Annotated in this window: 20 protein-coding genes; 12 read left to right on the top strand and 8 right to left on the bottom strand. The window is 65.1% G+C overall.

Features of this window, described 5'->3' with window-relative positions; genetic code table 11:
* Window positions 1-34 precede the first annotated feature (34 nt).
* Window positions 35-1,390, bottom strand: coding sequence for a wax ester/triacylglycerol synthase domain-containing protein (locus J1M87_RS18030; protein WP_206490888.1), 1,356 nt, complete (start codon window positions 1,388-1,390; stop codon window positions 35-37).
* A gap of 75 nt (window positions 1,391-1,465) precedes the next feature.
* Between J1M87_RS18030 and J1M87_RS18025 the strand changes: the two genes are divergently transcribed.
* Both J1M87_RS18025 and J1M87_RS18020 read left to right on the top strand, forming a co-directional pair.
* Window positions 1,466-1,633: a DUF4177 domain-containing protein gene (locus tag J1M87_RS18025; protein ID WP_094609297.1), complete on the top strand. Its 168-nt coding sequence runs from the start codon at window positions 1,466-1,468 to the stop codon at window positions 1,631-1,633.
* Window positions 1,634-1,637: 4 nt separating this feature from the next.
* A complete protein-coding gene (locus tag J1M87_RS18020; RefSeq protein ID WP_206490887.1) occupies window positions 1,638-2,096 on the top strand; it encodes a RidA family protein in 459 nt (152 codons plus the stop codon).
* Here J1M87_RS18020 and J1M87_RS18015 read toward each other — a convergent pair.
* Together J1M87_RS18015 and J1M87_RS18010 are read right to left on the bottom strand one after the other, a co-directional pair.
* The gene (locus tag J1M87_RS18015) at window positions 2,077-3,465 is read right to left on the bottom strand and encodes a wax ester/triacylglycerol synthase domain-containing protein (protein ID WP_206490885.1); all 1,389 of its coding nucleotides are present in this window, start codon (window positions 3,463-3,465) and stop codon (window positions 2,077-2,079) included. The two genes, J1M87_RS18020 and J1M87_RS18015, sit on opposite strands and share 20 nt — an antisense overlap.
* A gap of 12 nt (window positions 3,466-3,477) precedes the next feature.
* Window positions 3,478-4,338, bottom strand: a complete 861-nt coding sequence (locus tag J1M87_RS18010) for a Gfo/Idh/MocA family protein (protein WP_206490883.1) — start codon at window positions 4,336-4,338, stop codon at window positions 3,478-3,480.
* A gap of 30 nt (window positions 4,339-4,368) precedes the next feature.
* Between J1M87_RS18010 and J1M87_RS18005 the strand changes: the two genes are divergently transcribed.
* Complete coding sequence (locus J1M87_RS18005) at window positions 4,369-5,163, top strand: MBL fold metallo-hydrolase (RefSeq protein WP_206490881.1); 795 nt, start codon at window positions 4,369-4,371, stop codon at window positions 5,161-5,163.
* On the opposite strand, the gene J1M87_RS18000 is transcribed toward J1M87_RS18005, so the two are convergent.
* Together J1M87_RS18000 and J1M87_RS17995 are read right to left on the bottom strand one after the other, a co-directional pair.
* On the bottom strand, window positions 5,160-5,834 hold the full coding sequence (locus tag J1M87_RS18000; RefSeq protein WP_027494494.1) for a Crp/Fnr family transcriptional regulator: 675 nt from the start codon (window positions 5,832-5,834) through the stop codon (window positions 5,160-5,162). The two genes, J1M87_RS18005 and J1M87_RS18000, sit on opposite strands and share 4 nt — an antisense overlap.
* A gap of 270 nt (window positions 5,835-6,104) precedes the next feature.
* Window positions 6,105-6,374 carry a hypothetical protein gene (locus J1M87_RS17995; RefSeq protein ID WP_206490879.1) on the bottom strand — a complete coding sequence of 90 codons (270 nt, stop codon included), beginning with the start codon at window positions 6,372-6,374 and terminating at the stop codon, window positions 6,105-6,107.
* Window positions 6,375-6,547: 173 nt separating this feature from the next.
* Here J1M87_RS17995 and nth point away from each other — a divergent pair, with 173 nt between their 5' ends.
* Genes nth through marP form a run of 4 tightly spaced genes read left to right on the top strand, consistent with a single transcriptional unit; the run spans window position 6,548 to window position 9,790 of the window.
* On the top strand, window positions 6,548-7,234 hold the full coding sequence (gene nth / locus J1M87_RS17990; RefSeq protein ID WP_241257196.1) for an endonuclease III: 687 nt from the start codon (window positions 6,548-6,550) through the stop codon (window positions 7,232-7,234).
* A gap of 50 nt (window positions 7,235-7,284) precedes the next feature.
* Window positions 7,285-7,893 (top strand): TlpA disulfide reductase family protein, encoded by a 609-nt coding sequence (locus J1M87_RS17985; protein WP_206491403.1) that lies wholly within the window; start codon window positions 7,285-7,287, stop codon window positions 7,891-7,893.
* 23 nt (window positions 7,894-7,916) lie between these two features.
* On the top strand, window positions 7,917-8,603 hold the full coding sequence (locus tag J1M87_RS17980; protein ID WP_206491402.1) for a CoA pyrophosphatase: 687 nt from the start codon (window positions 7,917-7,919) through the stop codon (window positions 8,601-8,603).
* Window positions 8,600-9,790 carry an acid resistance serine protease MarP gene (gene marP / locus J1M87_RS17975; RefSeq protein WP_206490876.1) on the top strand — a complete coding sequence of 397 codons (1,191 nt, stop codon included), beginning with the start codon at window positions 8,600-8,602 and terminating at the stop codon, window positions 9,788-9,790. The genes J1M87_RS17980 and marP overlap by 4 nt, the downstream gene beginning before the upstream one ends.
* On the opposite strand, the gene J1M87_RS17970 is transcribed toward marP, so the two are convergent.
* Together J1M87_RS17970 and J1M87_RS17965 are read right to left on the bottom strand one after the other, a co-directional pair.
* Window positions 9,791-10,723: an alpha/beta fold hydrolase gene (locus J1M87_RS17970; protein ID WP_206490875.1), complete on the bottom strand. Its 933-nt coding sequence runs from the start codon at window positions 10,721-10,723 to the stop codon at window positions 9,791-9,793. It abuts the gene before it with no gap.
* Between the two features lie 21 nt (window positions 10,724-10,744).
* On the bottom strand, window positions 10,745-11,239 hold the full coding sequence (locus J1M87_RS17965; RefSeq protein ID WP_206490874.1) for a phage holin family protein: 495 nt from the start codon (window positions 11,237-11,239) through the stop codon (window positions 10,745-10,747).
* 243 nt (window positions 11,240-11,482) lie between these two features.
* Here J1M87_RS17965 and J1M87_RS17960 point away from each other — a divergent pair, with 243 nt between their 5' ends.
* Entirely contained in the window at window positions 11,483-12,853 is a 1,371-nt protein-coding gene (locus J1M87_RS17960; protein WP_206490873.1) for an MFS transporter, read from the top strand.
* An 81-nt stretch (window positions 12,854-12,934) separates the two neighbouring features.
* Window positions 12,935-14,785: a glycosyltransferase family 39 protein gene (locus J1M87_RS17955; protein ID WP_307830852.1), complete on the top strand. Its 1,851-nt coding sequence runs from the start codon at window positions 12,935-12,937 to the stop codon at window positions 14,783-14,785.
* 43 nt (window positions 14,786-14,828) lie between these two features.
* On the opposite strand, the gene acs is transcribed toward J1M87_RS17955, so the two are convergent.
* The gene (gene acs, locus J1M87_RS17950) at window positions 14,829-16,772 is read right to left on the bottom strand and encodes an acetate--CoA ligase (RefSeq protein ID WP_206490872.1); all 1,944 of its coding nucleotides are present in this window, start codon (window positions 16,770-16,772) and stop codon (window positions 14,829-14,831) included.
* A 447-nt stretch (window positions 16,773-17,219) separates the two neighbouring features.
* Here acs and J1M87_RS17945 point away from each other — a divergent pair, with 447 nt between their 5' ends.
* From J1M87_RS17945 to J1M87_RS17935, 3 genes are all read left to right on the top strand, one after another.
* On the top strand, window positions 17,220-18,842 hold the full coding sequence (locus tag J1M87_RS17945) for an ABC transporter substrate-binding protein (RefSeq protein ID WP_241257123.1): 1,623 nt from the start codon (window positions 17,220-17,222) through the stop codon (window positions 18,840-18,842).
* A 145-nt stretch (window positions 18,843-18,987) separates the two neighbouring features.
* Window positions 18,988-19,911, top strand: a complete 924-nt coding sequence (locus tag J1M87_RS17940; RefSeq protein WP_206490870.1) for an ABC transporter permease — start codon at window positions 18,988-18,990, stop codon at window positions 19,909-19,911.
* Window positions 19,904-20,842: an ABC transporter permease gene (locus tag J1M87_RS17935; protein ID WP_241257122.1), complete on the top strand. Its 939-nt coding sequence runs from the start codon at window positions 19,904-19,906 to the stop codon at window positions 20,840-20,842. Before J1M87_RS17940 ends, J1M87_RS17935 begins: the two co-directional genes overlap by 8 nt.
* Window position 20,843: the final 1 nt, after the last annotated feature.

Below are 20,843 nucleotides of genomic sequence, written 5' to 3'. Positions count from 1 at the left end.
ATAGAGGTATCCCCCGGACGTCCGGCGGACATGGCTAACCGACGTTCGATGGTCCGCGAAGCTCGTTCACCAGATCCTCGGTGTGCGCTCGAAGCGACGGCAGCGCCGTGGGGCAGGTGACAAGGGAGACGGTGACGGTCTCACCGAGTCCGAAGAAGCCGTGGGTCACGGCGCGCCCGTCTTCGAGAAACGGAAACCCGGCGGTGAATCGGGCTCTCGCACCGCACAATCGGAGATCGGCCGCGCCTCTGTTCACGCTGACGACCGTTGTCTGGCCTGCGACGCGGTCGGGGTTTCGGATTCGATGGCGAAACCGACGACCCTGGACGTATCTGACGATCGGTGCTGGTACTCGGTCGTCGGCTCGGGCAAGCCGCAGCACCGGCTCGGTGGTCGCTCGTACCCGTTCCTGCTCCAGTGATCGGGCGATCTGCTTTCGCCTGTCGTGGGGGTCCTCGATGTCTGCATGGAGATCGACCGTGCCCATCAACACGCGGTTCGCCGCTGCCCACGCGAAACGCGGCGGAAGTGCAATCGGCACCATGGCGGCAACGTCGAGATCGCCCTCTCGGCCGTCCACATCGCGCAGGTATCTGCTCAGGCAGGTTCCGACCGCTGCCAACGCCGACACGGTGATCGTCGAGCTGCCCGCACGACACTGCTCGGCGGGCATCGGCACGATCCGAACCGTCCTGGCCGAACTGACGGCGCAGTTGAGCGAACTGGCTGGAAGCGAACTCGGGAGCGGGGTCGCGAGCACTGCGCGCAGCGCCCTGCTCGCTGTCCAGCGTGAAATTGCGAGGTCGACGGGGGCGCAGAGCAGTGCACGTGCCGTGTTCAGCCAGGTGCGGATCCTCGTGTCCTGCGCCGGGTGGCCGGGCAGCGGGATGCCGACCGTGCGGTCCTCGGGCGCCGCGAAGAGCGCTCGCAGCAGTCGAGTCACTCCGAGGCCGTCGGTCAACGCGTGCCCCACCTGCAGGATGATCACGGTGGCGGCACCCTGGACCCGCGGGACACCGTGGACGCCGCGAACGAGGTGTAGCCGCCAGGATTGTGCGCGCATGTCCAGGCGCGTGCGTAGCAGCTCGCCGACGAATTCCTCGAATCGGTCCCAGTTCTGTCCGGCGAGATCATGATCGACCAGGTGCTCGCGAGGCGCAGAATCGTCGCGTACCCAACGCGGGTAGTCCAGTCCCCACAGTGTTTCCTTCAAACGAAGCCTCAGCCCGGGGATACCGGGGGCCCGAGCCTCCACATGTGCTCGGACGTCGGCGAAGGTGGGCGCGGGGCCGTCGACGGAATCGAACGCCAGCAGCGCGAACTGATCGCTCGAACCTCCGTGATCGCGGCCGAAATGGTAGACGGCATCCTTCATCTCGAGTCGGGCCATCACCCGACCCTAGTTCGAGGAGATCGAGCAGATCGGACGTACCGGGGCCGTCGGCGAACGATAGGCTCTGAACTCATGAGCGAAAAGATCATCTGGGAGTACTTCACCGCGCCGGTGCTGATTCATGCCACCAAGCAGATTCTCGACAACTACGGCTCCGAGGGCTGGGAACTCGTGACGATCATGGCAGGACCCAACGGCGGCGACACGTTGGTCGCGTACTTCAAGCGTCCGAAGGCCTGAGCACGTGACGAACTGGAGTGAGCGCCTGGTCGAGCTGGGCATCGAACTGCCCGAGGTGGTCCCGCCGCTGGCGGCGTACGTCCCGGCAGTGCAGGTGGGTTCGATGGTCTACACCTCCGGTCAGCTACCGATCGTCGACGGCAACCTGACCTCCGTCGGCAAGGTCGGCTCCGAGGTCTCGGCCGAGGACGCCACCGCAGCGGCGCGCGTCTGTGCATTGAACGCACTCGCCGCCGTGCATGCCCTCGTCGGCATCGACTCGGTCGCCCGCGTGGTCAAGGCCGTCGGCTTCGTCGCATCGGCCTCCGGCTTCACCGGTCAGCCCGGAGTGGTCAACGGAGCGTCGAACGTCATCGGAGAGATCTTCGGCGACGCAGGAAAGCACGCGCGGTCGGCCGTCGGGGTTGCCGAACTACCTCTCGGTGCCTCGGTGGAAGTGGAGCTCATCGTCGAGCTGCGGTAGGCGTCGTCCCGTGCAGGGCAGCGCAGGTCTCGTCGATCGATGCGCGCAGGATGTCCGCGTATTCGGAGTGGTCCGGGACGGTCGTCGGGCACACGGACACGCACACTGCGATGACCTCGCCGTACCCGTAGACGGCGTGGGTGAGGCTGCATCCCGGACCCAGCGCGGCGACGCCCGCGCACAACCGAGCTCGGCCCGACCCCAGCACGAGGTCCAAGCCGGTTCGGTCGACGCTGGTCACGACCGTGTGGGTCACTGCCCGATCCGGCCTACCGGTGCGGCGAACGATGCTGCTCGCGTGGCGTCCGAAACCGTGCAGTAGGGCGGCCGGATAGTTCTCGGCAGCGAGAGTGGCCTCGACGTGCCGGTGATCGGTCACGTGATCGCGTTGCAGCGACAGCGCCGCCGCGACGGCCGACGCTCGCTCGGCCGCCCCGGTGAGCTGTGAGTGCAGTGAGACCGCGGCCGGCAGGGTGCGGTTGATGGCCGGCCACGGCACCGTCGGAGCGAGCGCAATGGGCACCAGCGCCCGGATGTCATCATGATCGGGCTCACCGTGGGCGGCGAAGAACGTCGACAGCGCAGCTCCTACTGCGGTGAGGGCGGTGACCGTCACGGTGTGCTGCCCGCCCTGGAACTGCGCTTTCGGAAACTGCAGCACGTGTACGGCCCTCGTCCCGTCGGGATGGACATTCGATGACGTGGAGCCGACCGAACGCGGTGCCACCAGTTCCCCGGTTCGCACCGCGGCCACGTATCTTCGCTGGGTTCGCACCATGGCGAACTGGGATCGCACCCAACGGATCGGCAGCAGTACCGCAGCTTTCGCCGCGTCGTACAGAGGATGCGCCCGGGAGGTCTCGGGATCATCGGTGAACCCGAGGTTCTCGGTGATCTCGTCTCGACCGAAGAGGGCGCGAGCGATACGGGTACCGACGGAGCCGTCCGCGAGCGCGTGACTGATCTGAACCACGACGACGGTGGCCGCTCCCTGCACGCCGTCGACCGCGGTCAGACCCCGGCCGACATGCACCGTCCAGGCTCGATCCGTCGCGTCGATCGCATTGCTCGACAGTTCCGCCAGGAACGACGACGCCGTGTGTCGTCCGTCGGAGAGATCGTGATCGATCAGGTGGTCGCGAACAGGGAGCCGATCACGGACCCATCGTGGAAGATCCAGCTGACCGGGTACCTCGCGGATGCGAATTCGCAGCCTCCGAACATGTTCGGCGCGCCGCTCGACGTGCCGTGTCACCTCGTCGAAGGTCGGTGGCTGCGCGTCGCCGGAATCGAACACGATCATCGTGTACTGGTCCGTCGAGCGATGTGGGGCAGAGGCGAAATGGAACTCCGCATCCTTGATGTTCATCCTGGTCACACTTCAGGGTGCCCACGACCTCGCTCGATCAATCACCTCCTGCAGGTGCACTCCTCGATGAACGGAGCATTCGTGATCGACACCGGACTCGACGGACTCGAGGAATTCGTCCAGCAGGACCGCGAAGCAGTCGGTCGACGAGGTGGATCGATCGGTGAGGGTCTCGACGCCATCGGGGCCGCTCAGTTCGATACGCATCAGCGAGGGCATGATCGGCGTCCGCAGCGACAACTGGACGGTGCTGCGGGCACCGCCTTCGTGTTCGAGCAGAACCGTCCAACTGTCCGACGCCACCTCGCGGTGCGAATAGGCAACGCGTGCAATGGTTCCCAGCGCGGCGTCGAGTAGATCGAACACGTGGGGCCCGATGTCGAGGATCGCCCCGTCGTCATGACGCCACTGCGAGCGGGCGTACGCACCGCCGAGGGTGGCACCGGAGAACCAGGTTCCCGAGCCCGCCGCCCAGGAACGTCCGGCGACCGCATCGAGGAATTGTCTTGTCTCAGGGGCAAATCGGAGAGTGAGCGTCACCATCGAGCGGACGCCTGCCGCTGTGACTGCCGTGGCCAGTTCCTCGGCCTCGGCCACCGTTGCGGCAACGGGCTTGTCCAGCAGCACGTGTTTGCCTGCCTGCGCTGCGCGCAGTGCATAACCGGCCTGCACTGCCGGTGGTACTGCGAACGCCACCGCGTCGACGGCGTCGAGCAGGGCCTCGAACGACTCGAAGACCGGCGCACCGAGGTCGGCCGCGGCCTCGGGTCGTCGGGCCCACACGCCGGAGAAGTCGACGCCGGGATGGGCGAGGAGCGAGGGGGCGTGAGTCTTACGAGCCCAGGGGCCCGCTCCGACGAGTCCGACCTTCATGTGAGTCAACGGTAGTCCTACAGTAATTCCATGGCCGTCTCGAACCCTCAGCATCCCGCATACGGACTTCTCCGGACAGTGACGCCTACCGCGTCGGTTCTGCTCGCCGACAATCCGGGCAACATGACCCTCGACGGAACGAACACGTGGATTCTGCGGGCACCGGGGTCCGAGGAGTGCATCGTCGTCGATCCGGGGCCGAAGGATCGGGGCCATCTCGACGCCGTCGCCGCGTCGGGCAGGGTTGTTCTCACGCTCGTGACCCATCGCCACGCAGATCACACCGCCGGGCTGCGGCGGTTCCACCGAAAGACAGCGGCTCCGGTGCGGGCTTTCGGGGAGAAGTTCCTGCACGGCACCGGCACTGCGCTGATCGACGGGGAGGTGATCGAGGCCGCGGGGCTGCGGATCGAGGTGCTGCACACGCCCGGTCACACGGCGGATTCGGTCAGCTTCGTCCTCGACGACGCGATCCTGACGGGCGACACCGTTCTCGGCCGCGGTACCACGGTGCTCGACCCGAAAGACGGCTCGCTTGCGGACTATCTGGGATCACTGGACCGGTTGGAAGGTGCGGGAGCAGGCAAGACGGTGCTCCCCGGGCACGGTCCGGAGCTTGCCGATGCCGCCGAGGTGGCGCGAGGGTATCGCGCCCACCGTCAGCAGCGTTTGGACCAGGTCCGTTCGGCGTTGGCCGAGATCGGCGAGAACGCGAAACCGATGCAGGTCGTGCGGCACGTCTATTCGGACGTGGACAAGAAAATGTGGCCTGCTGCGCGGATGTCGGTCAAAACGCAGCTGGCCTACCTTCGAGAAGGCAACTAGCGAGCTCGGCGGGCCAGACGCTCGGAGTCCGAGATCAACACCGACTTGCCTTCGAGCCGCAGCCAGCCGCGGTGCGCGAAGTCTGCCAGCGCCTTGTTGACGGTTTCGCGAGAGGCACCGACGAGCTGAGCGATCTCTTCCTGCGTCAGGTCGTGGGTCACGCGCAGCGATCCCGCTTCCTGGGTGCCGAAGCGCTGGGCGAGCTGCAGCAGCGCCTTGGCGACACGTCCGGGAACGTCGGTGAAGATGAGGTCGGCAAGGTTGTTGTTGGTACGACGCAACCGGCGAGCCAGCACGCGCAGCAACTGCTCGGCGATCTCGGGCCGCTGGTCGATCCAGTCCTTGAGCGCGGCGCGGTCCATGCTGACCGCGCGCACCTCGGTGACGGTGGTGGCCGAGGAGGTGCGGGGGCCGGGATCGAAGATCGACAGTTCGCCGAACATGTCCGACGGTCCCATGATCGTCAGCAGGTTCTCGCGGCCGTCGGGGGAGCGTCGTCCGAGTTTGATCTTGCCGGAAACGATGATGTAGAGCCGGTCTCCGGGCTCACCCTCGTTGAACACGACGTGTCCACGAGGGAAATCGACAGGCTGCAGCTGCTTCGTCAGCGCCGCAACCGCAGAGGGCTCGACTCCTTGGAAGATGCCGGCCCGTGCCAGGACGTCGTCCACTTGCGCTCCTTTTGGGATGTCGGTGACGCGGCAACCCGCACCACCGAAAGCGTTTGTACACAGTTCGTGCCACTCACCGAACTGCGGGTGCAATTCAGGCGTCGACGCCGATCCGATGATCAAACACAACAATTACCTCAGGAGAGTCTACTTCGAGTCGGTGGAAACCGAGTGATCGACGCCACCACAGGTTGCCAGAGCCCTCGCGCGTACGTTCGCGTTCACCCGAAATTCATGGAAATCACGACCGATACACACACAACGTCCTGATCAGCTGGCGCGTTGGTCGACCATGCCGTCGCGGGTGTCGATCGTCCGCGGCGGGGTCTGACGTCGCTTGCGGGTGTTGAAGCGAGCAAGAGCGTGCGGGAAGCCTTCGTTCGCCAGGGTGGCCACCTCGGAGTTGCTCGCCTTGTCGAGGAATTCCTGAACTTCCTGCTCCCGGACGCCGAGCTTGCTGAGCCGGAACTCGACCCGCTCCATGGCGAGTGCGAAGAGCATGAGTAGTACCGGAAAGAGCACCACGGCGAGTCCTTGCATACCCAGCAGTAAACACCGAAATGGTCTCGATACAAACACAGCACGATGTGCCTGCATCGTTCGTTACGCATTCTTGTCCGTACAGTGTTGGAGTGGAATCGACAGCTCCGAAACGCCCCGACGTGCGCAAACGCGAGGAGACTCACCTCGGCCTCATACGCCGAGCGCGGCGGATGAATCGGAAGCTCGAGACAGCCTTCCCCCATGTGTACTGCGAACTCGACTTCACCACACCCCTCGAACTCGCCGTTGCGACCATCCTGTCTGCGCAGTGCACCGATAAGCGCGTGAACATGGTGACCCCTGCACTGTTCGTGAGATATCGCACGGCCCGCGACTACGCGGAAGCAGATCGAACCGAACTCGAAGAGTTCATCCGCACCACGGGGTTCTATCGCAACAAGGCCACATCGCTGATCGGCCTGGGGCAGAAGCTGCTGGAGAATTTCGACGGTGAGGTACCTGCGACGCTGAAGGACCTCGTCACCCTTCCCGGCATCGGCCGCAAGACCGCCAACGTGGTGCTCGGCAATGCGTTCGACGTACCCGGCATCACCGTCGACACACACTTCGGCCGGCTCGTGCGGCGCTGGCGATGGACCGAGGAGGAGGACCCGGTCAAGGTCGAGCACGCCGTCGGCGCACTCATCGAACGCAAGGAATGGACCTTGCTCTCCCATCGAGTGATCTTTCACGGGCGACGCGTCTGCCATGCTCGGACGCCCGCCTGCGGAGTGTGTGTCCTCGCCAAGGACTGCCCGTCGTTCGGAACCGGCCCGACCGATCCGGCCACCGCTGCCGCACTGGTCAAGGGCCCGGAAACCGATCACCTGCTCGCCCTCGCCGGAATCGTGTCGTGAACAAAGCCGCGCTGCGCTGGTCTCTCGTCGCTCTGATCCTGGTCGTCGGGATGGTCTATGCGCTCTGGCCCCGCCACGACGCTCCCACTGCCGCACCGTCGGACGCGCCCGGTCTCGGGCAGCGTGCGCCCGGTACCGACGCGCGCCGCGCAGCCGATACCCCGGAGGCTCTCGCGCCGCTGCGACAGGAGGCCGGCCTCTCGGCATGTCCTACGTCACAGGGCAACGACGCGGGCCCGCTGACCGGCATCACGCTCGAGTGCATCGGCGACGGCTCGTACATCGATCTGGGGCAGGCGCTCGCGGGGCGTCCCGCATTGCTCAACATCTGGGCCTACTGGTGCGGACCCTGCGCAGAAGAGCTGCCGTACCTGCAGCAGTACGCCGAACGAGCAGGCGACGCAGTGACCGTGATGACGGTGCACAACGACGCCAACGAGACCAACGCTCTGGCTCGGCTCACCGACTACGGCGTCACCCTGCCCGGAGTTCAGGACGGCGGTGGCCGCGTCGCCGCGGCCGTGGGGGCACCGAACGTGCTGCCCGTTTCCGTTTTGATATCTGCGGATGGCACTGTCGCCAAGGTGTTGCCTCAACCTTTCCGTAGCGTCGACGACATCGCCGACGCCGTGCGCGTGAATCTCGGAGTCGAGTCGTGAGCGCTCCCGAATGGCTCGTAACCATGCGTGACGTCGCAGGCGGGGCCCGCGGGCTTTCCGACACCATCGGTGCCAACCCTGTTCTGCAGCGTCAGGCCCCGCCGTCCGGCCGCTCACGAACTGCGGCGGTCCTGGTGCTGTTCGGCGGACCGGCAGACGCCGATCCCACCTCGCCCGGCGGGCTGCCCGCCGAGGCCGATGTGTTGCTGACCCAGCGCGCATCGACGCTGCGTGATCACAGCGGACAGATTGCGTTCCCCGGTGGTGCCACCGATCCGGGTGACGACGGCCCGATCGGAACGGCGCTGCGTGAAGCCGAGGAAGAGACCGGACTGGATCCGGCCGGTGTGGTTCCGCTGGCGACGATGCCCGGGATCTACATCCCGCCCTCGCGCTTCGATGTGGTTCCGGTGCTCTCGTACTGGGAGCGGCCGAGCCCGGTGCGCGTCATCGATGCGGGTGAGACCGAGCGGGTCGTGCGAGTTCCGTTGCGCGAGTTGCTCGATCCCGACAATCGATTCCAGGTTCGACATCCCTCGGGTTACCAGGGGCCGGCCTTCTCGGCGCAGGGAATGCTCGTGTGGGGATTCACGGGCGGTATTCTGGCGGGCCTGCTGGCTGTTTCTGGCTGGGAGCCCGAGTGGGACACGGGTGACGTACGCGATCTGGAGGCCAGCTTGACTGCGGTAGGAGCGAGGCTCGATCGGTGACCGGTTCAGGATGGGTCGATATCGCGGTGATCGCCATCGCACTGCTGGCGGCAACGTCGGGATGGCGGCAGGGTGCGGTGGCGTCGGCGCTGGCGTTCCTCGGCGTCGTGCTCGGTGCCGTCGCCGGAATTCTGGTGGCCCCACACGTACTGGAGCACGTCGATGGTTCGCGAACGAGGGTGTTCGTCGGCATCGCGTTGATCGTGGTGCTGGTGATCGTCGGTGAAGTCGCCGGAATGGTTCTCGGACGCGCACTGCGCAGCGGAATCCATTCGCGCGCAGCCAGATCCGTCGACAGCACGATCGGAGCCGGACTGCAGGCGGTCGCAGTTCTCGCCGCTGCCTGGCTGCTCGCCATTCCGCTGACCTCCTCCTCGCAGCCCGAGGTCGCCAGTGCGGTACGCGGATCCACGGTGCTGGGCCAGGTCGACGAAGTGGCACCCGATTGGCTGCGGCAGGTGCCGAAGGAGTTCTCGGCTCTGCTCGACACCTCGGGGTTGCCGGAGGTCATCGGGCCGTTCGGTCGCACCCCGGTCGCCGAGGTCGCGGCTCCCGATTCCGGTATCGCCGCAGGCCCCATTCCACTTCAGCTGCAGTCCAGCGTCATCAAGATCAACGGCATCGCTCCCAGCTGCCAGAAGGCGCTCGAAGGTTCGGGCTTCGTCGTCGGACCGAATCTGGTGATGACCAACGCGCACGTCGTCGCCGGAACGTCCGAGGTGACCGTCGATTCACCCAACGGACCGCTCGACGCCGAGGTAGTACTGTTCGATCCCGAGGAAGACATTGCTGTGCTTCGGGTTTCGCAGTTGCAGGCACCGGTGTTGTCGTTCGCCCCGACTCCGGCCGATTCCGGAACCGATGCCATCGTGCTCGGCTACCCCGGCGGCGGGCCGTACACCGCGAGCCCGGCACGTATCCGCGAGGTCATCAATCTCAGCGGCCCCGATATCTACCGCACCGGAACCGTCCAACGCGAGGTCTACACGGTGCGCGGATCGGTGCGGCAGGGCAACTCCGGTGGACCACTGGTCAACTCGTCCGGCGAGGTGCTCGGTGTCGTGTTCGGTGCGGCCGTCGACGACCCCGATACCGGATTCGTGTTGACCGCATCGGAGATCTCGCAAGAACTGGCACAGAGTTTCGATGCGCCGGTCGCGGTGACCACCGGCGACTGCATCGTCTAGCTAGCTCTCCCGGACAACCCGCAGGATCTCCTCGGACACCACCTCGGGCGCTTCCTGGTGCGGGTAGTGCCCCACGTCCGGCACTGTTCGACGCGTCAGCCCCGGTGCCCAGTGCCGATCCCGATCGAGGGTGGTCGGCAGCACGTACGGGTCCAGGTCGCCGCTGATCTGAGCGACCGGAATCGTGGTGCGGACGTCGACGGCGTCCATGAAGCGGCGTCCGTCGGAACGGAATTGGCTGCGGAACGCCCACCGCTGATATTCGAGCGCGCAGTGCGCGGCACCGGGAATGCGGATGGCCGAGCTCATCTTCGCGGCGGTGTCCGAGAAGTCGTCGGTACTCATCCACGCCGCCCCGGCGCGGCTGCTCATCAGCTCTGTCACTGCGGCACCGCCGTTGCGCGTCAACTGCCGCTCGGGCCGTAGCGGAATCTGGTATCGCACGAAGTGCGGGAGCAGCGCGGCGCGCTGGGCGGGGTCTTTCAGTACTGCGCGCCGCAAGGAAATGGGGTGCGGGGCGTTGATCAGCACCATCGAGCGCACGAGACGCGGGTGCAGCGCGGCACTGGCCCAGCAGACCAGTCCGCCGTCTGCGTGCCCGACGAACGTGGCGTGCGGATAGCCGAGAGCACGGACGAGTCCGACGATGTCGCCGGCAAGGGTCCACCCGTCGTAACCGCGTGGGGGCTTGTCGGAATCGCCGTATCCGCGCAGGTCCACCGCGATCGCCCGGACACCCGAGCCGGCGAGTGCCTGGATTTGGTGCCGCCAGGAGTACCAGAAGTCGGCGAAACCGTGCAACAGGATCACCAGAGGTGCGTCAGGAGCGTGCTCGCCGACCTCCACCGTGTGAAAGCGGATTCCGTTGGCGTGGATGTCGCGATGGATCCACTGTCCCGGGTAGCGGACCGTGGACGGATCGGGCTGATTCATGCTGCTCGATTCGCCGGGTGGCTACTTCTTGTAGCCGGGAACCCCTGGGATGGAATCGTGCTGGTTCGGCAGCACCGTCGACGCCTGCTTGAGCGAATCGATGGTCTTCTCGGGCTTGCGCAGCTTCTTGACCCTGCGATAACCGAGGAAGCCGAACAGAGCGGCGGCCAACACCATGAACGCGAACACGATCAGGAAGGCTGCCCACCGGTAGAGCCACACGTCGAGCAGTTCGGCGGCGAAGAAGAAAAAGAAGAAGGTACTGAACAACAGGACCGTCAGTGCCGCGATGAAGAAGACGCTGCCCTGCAGTCCCTTCTTGACCTCTCCGGTGACCTCCGCTTTGGCGAGGGCGACCTCGGCTCGCACCAGCGTCGACACCTGTGTGGTGGCGTCCTTGACGAGGTTCCCGATGCTGGCGCTACCAGGGGTGCGGGCATCGACATCGGTCAGAGGTATCGACGAAATCGTGTTCGGGACGCCGTTTCCGTATCCCTTGTCATTGCTGACGCTCAACTCTCGGCCCCTTGTAATCGCTCTGCTCGGTGTTGATCGGATCGTATCGACAGTAGTGCCTACGTAGCAGGTTAACTGCTCCGCGATGGGCGAGCGACGCTCGGCCCCAGAGCCGCGTACCACCGCGCCGCACCGGGCAAACAGCGAGAATCGGGTACGACCGGCGACAAACGAAACCGGGCCGTGAAATTCTCAGGTGTTCATCAGGTAATTTGCAGGGAACTTCCCCCTTCAGGAGCATCCGTGAGTTCAGCACACGCCGTCACCGCCGATGGCGCAATTCCCGCACCGCAGGTGCCGCGTTCACGCATCGTGATCGCGTCGATGGTCGGCACGTCCATCGAGTTCTTCGACTTCTACATCTACGCCACCGCCGCAGTGCTCGTCTTCCCGCGCCTGTTCTTTCCGGCAGGAAACGACACCACCGCGCTGCTGGCCTCGTTCGCGACGTTCGGTCTGGCCTTCATCGCCCGCCCCATCGGGTCGGTTCTCTTCGGGCACTTCGGCGATCGCATCGGACGCAAGGCGACCCTCGTCGGGTCACTGTTGACGATGGGCGTCGCGACGTTCGCGATCGGCCTGTTGCCGACGTACGCCGCGGTGGGTCTGTGGGCCCCGGCGCTGTTGGCGATCATGCGCTTCACCCAGGGTGTCGGCCTCGGCGGCGAGTGGAGTGGTGCGGCATTGCTGGCCACCGAAACCGCCAAACCCGGAAAGCGCGCCTGGGCGGCGATGTACCCGCAGCTGGGCGCACCCATCGGCTTCTTCTTCGCCAACGGCATCTTCCTGTTGATCGTCATCGCCACCGGATACGACTCGGCCAACTCCGGCACCGATCACGCGTTCCTCACGTGGGGCTGGCGAATTCCCTTCCTGCTCAGCGCGATCATGGTGATCATCGGGCTCTACGTCCGGCTCAAGCTGGAGGAGACGCCGGTGTTCAAGCTGGCCGTCGAGCGCGGGCAGAAGGTCAAGGCTCCGCTGGCTCAGGTGTTCAAGTCCAGCTGGCGTCAGCTGATCATCGGTACGTTCGTCATGCTCGCCACGTACACACTCTTCTACATCATGACCACGTGGGTGGTCAGCTACGGCACCGGCAAGGTCTCCGATGTCAACGGCCCCAAGCTGGCCATCGCGTACACCGACTTCCTGGAGCTGCAGCTGATCGCGGTGCTGTTCTTCGCAGCGTTGATCCCGGTCGCCGGGCTGCTCGCGGACAAGTACGGACGCCGCCCCACGCTCATCGTCATCACCGCGGTGATCGTGCTGTTCGGCCTGTCGTTCCACTGGTTCGCCGATCCGGCGTCCGCGTCCGCAGGCAAGATGTTGGTCTTCATGTGCGTCGGCCTCGGTTTGATGGGCCTGACCTTCGGTCCGATGAGTGCCGTTCTGCCCGAACTGTTTCCGACGAACGTTCGCTACACCGGCTCGGGAATCTCGTACAACACCGCGTCGATCCTCGGTGCGGCAGTGGCCCCGTTCATCGCCACCTGGCTGGTGAGCAGCTACGGCGTCGGCTGGGTGGGTGTCTATCTGGCCATCGCGGCCTCGTTGACCTTGATCTCGCTCATCATCATGAGGGAAACCCGCGACCAGTCGCTCGACAACGTGTAGAGCGGCCGGCGGGGACATTGACGGGCGATTGCCAGGAAGCCCGGAGCGAACCCTCAGCGTCGAGGGCCACAGTGATCGCTTGTGACCGTCCTCGAACACGACATCGCCCGCCCGCGGTGGGCAATGCCCACTCTGGTCGCCCTACTCGTCGGAACAGCAGCGGCCTACGCCGTGGACCTCAGCCGCGAGCACTGGGGTAACTCCTTCTACGCAGCGGCCGTCCAGGCCGGCTCGGTCAGCTGGAAGGCGTTCGTCTTCGGTTCGTCCGACGCCGGAAACTCGATCACCGTGGACAAGCCCCCAGCGTCGTTGTGGGTGATGGAACTCTCGGTCCGGGCCTTCGGTCTGAACCCGTGGTCGCTGCTGCTACCGCAGGTGCTGATGGCCGTGTTGAGCGTGGGCATCATGTACGCGATCGTCGCGCGCCGATTCGGATACGGGGCCGGGCTGATCGCAGGCCTCGTCCTGGCGACGACGCCGACCTTCGCGCTGATGTTTCGCTACGACAATCCCGACGCGTTGCTCACCCTCGCGCTGTTGGGTGCGGCCTGGGCACTACTGCGGGGTCTCGAAGACGGTCGAACTCGCTGGCTGGTGCTGACCGGGGTGGTGATCGGGCTCGGTTTCCTGACCAAGCAGCTGCAGGCGTTCCTCGTCGTTCCCGCGCTGGCTGTGGCCTACGGGGCATTCGGGCCGCCGAAACTCGGAATTCGACTACTGCAGCTGCTGGCTGCCGGCGGTGCCGTACTCGTATCCGCCGGGTGGTGGGTGGCGCTCGTGCAGCTCGTTCCCGCGGCAGATCGACCCTGGGTCGGCGGATCGAAGACCGACAGCATTCTCGACCTGACGTTCGGCTACAACGGCCTGGGCAGGTTGACCGGGAACGAGCACCCGAGCAGCACCGCCGCGGCCCAGACGGGCGGTTTCGGCGGGGTCGGGCACGCCCCGCAAACCGGCATCACCCGGTTGTTCGCCGCTGCCCAGGGCGGTCAGATCTCCTGGCTGATTCCCGCCGCGCTGGTACTCCTCGTTGCGGGAATCGTGTTGCGGGGCAGAGCGCCTCGACGGGACTTTCGACGGGCGTGGTACGTGATGTGGGCTGTCTGGCTCATCGGATGTTCGGTGGTGTTCAGCTTCATGTCCGGCACCTTCCACCCGTACTACACGATCGTCCTGGCTCCGCCGATCGCCGCTGTCCTCGGGTCCGCGGGCAGCGAGCTGTGGAGGCGCGAAAAGTTCTCCTGGCGTGCGGTTCTGGTGCTGTCCTCGGTGGTCACCACGGCAACGTCGTTCGTCTTTCTCGCCCGTACCCCCGAGTTCCTGCCGTGGCTTCGGTGGGTGGTGCTGGGCGGCGGGATCGCGGTGGCACTCGCCCTGCTGTTCTTTCGTTCCCGAACCGTCTCGATTGCACTGGGGGCTGCGGCAATCGCGGTTGCCTTGGCCGGGCCGATTGCTTACGTCGCAGATACCGTCGTCACGCCGCACACCGGCGGCGGTCCGTCCGCCGGCCCTGCCATTGCATCCGATCACTCCGCGTATCGAACTGGACGAGGCGATGAAAGTGCCGGTCGATCCCCGCAATTCGGCTCTCAGTCGCCGCCCGATGCCGCGCTGATCGGCATGCTGGAGGCCGATGCACCCCACTACACCTGGGTGGCGGCGACGATCGGCTCCAACGCCGCTGCGGGCCTACAACTCGCCACCGAGGACCCGGTGATGCCGGTGGGCGGGTTTTCCGGAACCGATCCGTCACCCACCCTCGATCAATTCGAGGCCGATGTGGCAGCCGGGAAGATCCACTACTTCGTCGCAGGCGCGGGCAGGACCCGGTCTTCGTCGATCGGCGACTGGGTGACCGCGAGGTTCACGCCCCAGACCGTCGGCGATTACACGGTCTTCGATCTGACCGAAGCACCTGCGCTCACCGCGTGACGATATCGAGCCGCTCCGCCGACGGCGGAGCGGCCGCGAGCGTCTACCGGCCCTTTGCGATTGCCTCGAACACCTTCGGATCGACGAGGGTGGAGGTGTCACCCAGATCGCGACCCTCGGCCACGTCACGGAGCAGGCGTCGCATGATCTTGCCGGACCGCGTTTTCGGAAGCTCGGGCACGATGGAGATCTCGCGAGGACGGGCGATCGGTGAAATCTCCTTCGACACCTGAGCTTTGAGCTCCTTGATCAGGTCGTCGCCGGTGTTCTCCACGCCGGCGCGCAGGATGACGAACGCCACGATGCCCTGTCCGGTGGTCTCGTCGGTCGCACCGACGACGGCGGCTTCGGCGACGCCGTTGTGACCCACCAGCGCCGACTCCACCTCGGAGGTCGAGATGCGGTGGCCCGAGACGTTCATGACGTCGTCGACGCGGCCGAGCACCCACAGTGCACCGTCCTCGTCGTACTTGGCACCGTCGCCGGCGAAGTACCAGCCCTCTTCGGGGTACCGCGACCAGTACGTGTCCTTGTACCTGTCCATGTCGCCCCAGATGCCGCGCAACATCGACGGCCAGGGCTCGTCGAGGACGAGGTAGCCGTTGCCGCCGTTGCCCAGTGGCTTGGCATCGTCGTCGACGATCTTGGCGCAGATACCGGGCAGTGGACTCATGGCCGAGCCCGGTTTGGTGGCGGTGACGCCGGGCAGTGGGGAGATCATGATCGCACCGGTCTCGGTCTGCCACCAGGTGTCGACGATCGGTGCGGTGCCGCCGCCGACGACATCGCGGAACCAGCGCCACGCCTCGGGGTTGATCGGCTCCCCGACGCTGCCGAGCAGGCGAATCGAGGTCAGATCGTGTGCCTCGGGAATCTCTTTGCCCCACTTCATGAACGTGCGCACGAGGGTGGGGGAGGTGTAGTAGATCGAGACCTTGTACTTCTCGATGACGTTCCAGTGCCGATGCTCGTCGGGCGAGTTGGGGGTGCCCTCGTAGACGACCTGGGTGGCGCGGTTCGAGAGCGGCCCGTACACGATGTAGGAGTGTCCGGTGACCCAGCCGATATCGGCGGTGCACCAGTAGACGTCGGTGCCTGCCTTGTGGTCGAAGACGTTGTGATGGGTGTAGGAGGTCTGCGTCAGGTAGCCGCCGGAGGTGTGGATGATGCCCTTCGGCTTACCCGTCGTACCGGAGGTGTAGAGGATGAACAGCGGGTGCTCGGCAGGGAAGGGTTGTGCCTCATGCTCTGTCGATGCCTTCGCGACGGTCTCGTGCCACCACAGGTCGCGTCCGTCGGTCCAGGCCACATCGGAGTCGGTGCGTTTGACGACGAGGACGTGTTCGATCGAGGCGGCACCGTCGACGGCCTCGTCGACGGTGTCCTTGATGGGAGCGGGCTTGCCGCGTCGCCACTGGCCGTCGGTGGTGATGACGAGCTTGGCTTCGGCGTCGTCGATCCGTGAGCGCAGCGCGGTGGCCGAGAAGCCGGCGAAGACGACCGAGTGGGTCAGGCCGAGGCGAGCGCAGGCGAGCATCGAGACGATGGCCTCGGGGATCATCGGCATGTAGATCGCGACCCGGTCGCCGGAGACGAGGCCGAGTTCGGTCAGGGTGTTCGCGGCCTGGCTGACCTCGGCGAGCAGATCGGAGTAGGTGACGTCGCGGCTGTCGCCGGGCTCGCCCTCCCAGTGAATGGCCACCTGGTCGCCGTGCCCGTCGAGCACGTGGCGGTCGACGCAGTTGTAGGCGACGTTGAGCTCACCGTCGCCGAACCACTTGGCGACGGGGGCCTCGGACCAGTCGAGAACCTCGGTGAACGGGGTGTGCCAGTGGAGACGGCGTGCTTGCTCGGCCCAGAAGCCGAGTCGGTCGTTCTCCGCGGCGGCGTAGAGTTCGGCTCCGGCGTTGGCCTGTGCCGAGAACTCGGCCGAGGGTGCGTAGGAGGCAACCGCGGTCTCGTCTGTTCCGGAGGTACTGGTCGTCATCTCGAATAGCTCTCTTTCGTCCGATGCGTTTGACCCGTGAAACGACGCTTCGATGCCGCTTTCGAGCCATGGGTGAGGGTAGTCACATGTGATCGCGATCGCACCGTTGCACTCGGCTGCAACCCCCTGATCTGCGGTGATCGGTCGTTTCTGCGCGATGGACGGTAAATCGTGCGGCCGGTGAGCGGGGTCGGTCGCGTCCGAGTCCGAACTGTGAGAAATCGACTTGCCGAAACGTTTCGAACGTGTGTCGTAGCCACCCGCCGATCAGGCAAATCTGGGGGAGTTCACATGTTCGTATCAGGATGTGTCTAAAGTCCTCTTCTATTGGATCGTTCCCACGGCATACCTGCGTCGTGGTTTGCGGTCGCCCATGAATCCCCGGGCGTCGCGCCCGAGGGACTGAGCACGGATGACCCCGTGTTCACATCTGGATGGAGGATTTTCTTGCGTATCAAACGTGCCGCGGTCGTCACCACGGCTGTGCTGATGAGTGCGAGCCTGCTCGCCGCCTGTGGCGGTGGGGGCTCGGGCTCCGGCGGCAGTGCCGACGGGATCTACAGCATTTACATCGGCGAGCCCGAGAACCCGCTGGTTCCCGGAAACACCACCGAGAGCGAAGGCAGTCAGGTCCTCGAGGCCCTCTTCACTCCGCTGGTCACGTTCAACGACGATGACAACAGTGTCGAGTACAACGGCGTCGCCGAGTCAGTCGAATCCGACGACAACACCATGTGGACCATCAAGCTCAAGGACGGCTGGACGTTCCACGACGGCACTCCGGTCACGGCCGAGTCCTACACCAAGGCGTGGAGCTACAATGCGTTGAGCACCAACGCATTCGGTGCGTCCTACTTCTTCGAGAACATCGAAGGCTATGCAGATCTGCAGGGCAGCGACACCGCCGAGCCCGTCGCAACCGAACTGAGCGGTCTCAACGTCGTCGACGACACGACCTTCACCGTCAAGCTCACCGGACCGTTCGCGATCTTCCCGCTGACGCTCGGTTACACCGCGTTCGACCCGCTGCCGGAGGCGTTCTACAACGACCCGACGGGCTTCGGTGCCCGCCCGATCGGTAACGGCCCGTTCAAGGCCGACTCGGACTTCGTTCCGGGGCAGGGCTTCACCGTCACCAAGTACGACGACTACGCAGGCGACAACCCCGCCCAGTCCGCAGGCGTCAACTTCAAGGTCTACACCGAGGTGAGCACCGGCTACAACGATGTTCAGGGCGGCGGACTCGACGTCATGCTCGATCTGCCCGAGGATGCATGGGCCACCGCACGCAGTACGTTCGGTGACCGTTACGGCGAGCGCGCTCGCCCCGACATCACCTCGCTCGGCTTCCCCACCTATGATCCGCGTTTCCAGGATCCGAACGTGCGCAAGGCATTCTCGATGGCCATCGACCGCCAGGCCATCGCGACCGCGATCTTCACCGATACCCGCACCCCCGCCGACTCGTTCGCATCTCCCGTCGTCGACGGTTACCGCGCGAATGCCTGCGGTGCCAACTGCGAGCTCAACCCGGACGAGGCCAACCGTCTGCTCGACGAGGCCGGATTCGATCGCAGCCAGCCGGTCGATCTGTGGTTCAACGCCGGAGCCGGCCACGATTCGTGGATGACCGCTGTGGGCAACCAGATTCGTGAGAACCTGGGTGTGAACTACGCACTGCGCGGCGACCTCCAGTTCGCGCAGTACCTACCGCTGCAGGACGCCAAGGGTATGACCGGCCCGTTCCGCTCGGGTTGGATCATGGACTACCCGTCGATCTACAACTTCCTCAGCCCGCTGTACTCGACCTCGGCCCTGCCGCCGGCAGGCAGCAACGCCACCTTCTTCAGTGACCCGGCGTTCGACAACGCGCTGACCGAGGGCAACAACGCCGAGGACATCGACGGTGCCACCGAGGACTACCAGCGTGCGGAGGACATCCTGATCGACCAGATGCCCGCCACCCCGCTGTTCTACGGTCTGAATCAGGCCGTGTGGTCCGACCGCGTCTCCGACGTCAAGATCGACAACCGAGGAAACATCGTCCTCGAGGATGTCGTAGTCAACTGACGACACACCCAGTGGGTGGCAGCCGAGCAGATCGGTTGCCACCCGCCGGGTCTCGTTCAACCGTGGGTCGAATCGGTCCCACACCGACCTGCGCCGGCAAGACCCGGGGTGCAGGTTCGTCCCTTGTTCAAGGAGAAGACACACCGTGGGTCGCTACATCACTCGCCGATTACTGCTGACGATTCCCGTCCTGATCGGCTCCTCGTTCTTGATCTTCGCGATGGTCTACGCGCTACCGGGTGATCCCATCCGCGCCCTCGCCGGAGATCGCCCCCTCGCACCAGGTGTCGTCGCCCAGCTGCGAGCCGAGTTCAACCTCGACGACAATCTGTTCGTTCAGTACTTCAAATACATCGCCGGATTCTTCCAAGGCAACTTCGGAACCGACTTCTCGGGGCGGCCCGTCCTGGACACCATCGAGCGGACGCTCCCGGTGACCGTGCGGTTGACCATCGTGGCCGTCGTCATCGAGACCGTCATCGGCATCGCCGCAGGCGTGCTCGCTGCGCTCAAGCGGGGATCGTTCTTCGACAACCTGGTGCTGATCTCCACCACGCTCCTGGTCTCGGTGCCCGTCTTCGTGCTCGGTTTCCTCGCGCAGTTCACTCTCGGGCTCAAGCTCGGCATCTTCCCGATCTCGGGCATCAACAACGGGTGGTCGAGTTACTTGCTTCCCGGCCTGGTGCTCGCGTCGCTGTCGATGGCATACGTCGCTCGTCTGACGCGTACCTCGGTGGCCGAATCGATGGCCGCGGACTACATCCGCACAGCGAAGTCGAAGGGAATCAGCAACAGGCGCATCATCGTTCGGCATGCATTGCGCAATTCACTGATTCCCGTCGTCACCTTCATCGGTGCCGACGTCGGCGGACTTCTGGGCGGCGCAATCGTGACCGAAACGGTGTTCAACCTGCCCGGGCTCGGCCGCGCCATCTACGACGGTCTCGCTCGTCAGGAAGGCGCCGTCGTCGTCGGCATCGTGACGCTCTTCGTGTTCTTCTATATCTTCTTCAACCTCGTGGTGGACGTTCTCTACGCGGTTCTCGATCCAAGGATTCGCTATGAATAAAGAAGATTCGAGTGCAGCTCAGCACGCCATCGAAGAGGGCGAGCCCGGGGAGGTCGTCACCGGCGAGTCCGGCGATCTGGTCGGCCAGGCCAGCCTCTGGGGCAACGCGTGGAAGTTCCTGCGCAAGAGCCCGTTCTTCATCATCGGAACCTTCCTGTTGACGGTGCTGTTGGTCATGGCCGTATTCCCACAGCTGTTCGCCCGCGGGATAGATCCTCGAGTGTGCTCGCTGTCGGATTCGCGGCTGAGCCCCAGCGCACAACACTGGTTCGGTACGGACGTCCAGGGCTGCGACTACTACGCCAACGTCATCTACGGAGCGCGCATCTCGTTGTCGATCGGCGTGCTGTCGGTGATCGGCGTGCTGATCATCGGCGTCCTGATCGGCGCTCTGGCAGGCTATTTCGGTGGAATCATCGACAGCTTCCTGGCTCGGTTCACCGACGTGTTCTTCGGAATTCCGCTACTGCTCGGTGCCCTGATCCTGCTCACCGTCACCGCCCAGCGCACCATCTTCACCGTGTCGCTGGCCCTGGTCGCCTTCGGCTGGATGACGGCGATGCGTCTGGTGCGATCGAGTGTCATCGCGATCAAGAACAGCGAGTACGTCCAGGCTGCACAGGCACTGGGGGCGTCGACCTACCGAATTCTGGTGCGACACATCCTGCCCAATGCCCTGGCTCCGGTGGTCATCTACGCCACCATCTCGGTGGGAACGTTCATCGCCGCCGAGGCGACGCTGACGTTCCTCGGAATCGGATTGCAAGCCCCCGAGATCTCATGGGGTCTGCAGATCAACCTCGGCCAGAACGTGTTTCTGACATCGCCGCACCTGGTGCTGTTCCCGGCTGCGTTCCTCTCCGTCACGGTGCTCGCGTTCATCATGCTCGGCGATGCACTCCGTGACGCACTCGATCCGAAACGGAACTGAC

The sequence above is a fragment of the Rhodococcus sp. KRD162 genome (assembly GCF_017168335.1).
Classification (GTDB): domain Bacteria; phylum Actinomycetota; class Actinomycetes; order Mycobacteriales; family Mycobacteriaceae; genus Rhodococcoides.
The sequence above is the reverse complement of the archived record's forward strand: the minus strand, read 5'-3'. Positions and strand labels throughout refer to the sequence as shown.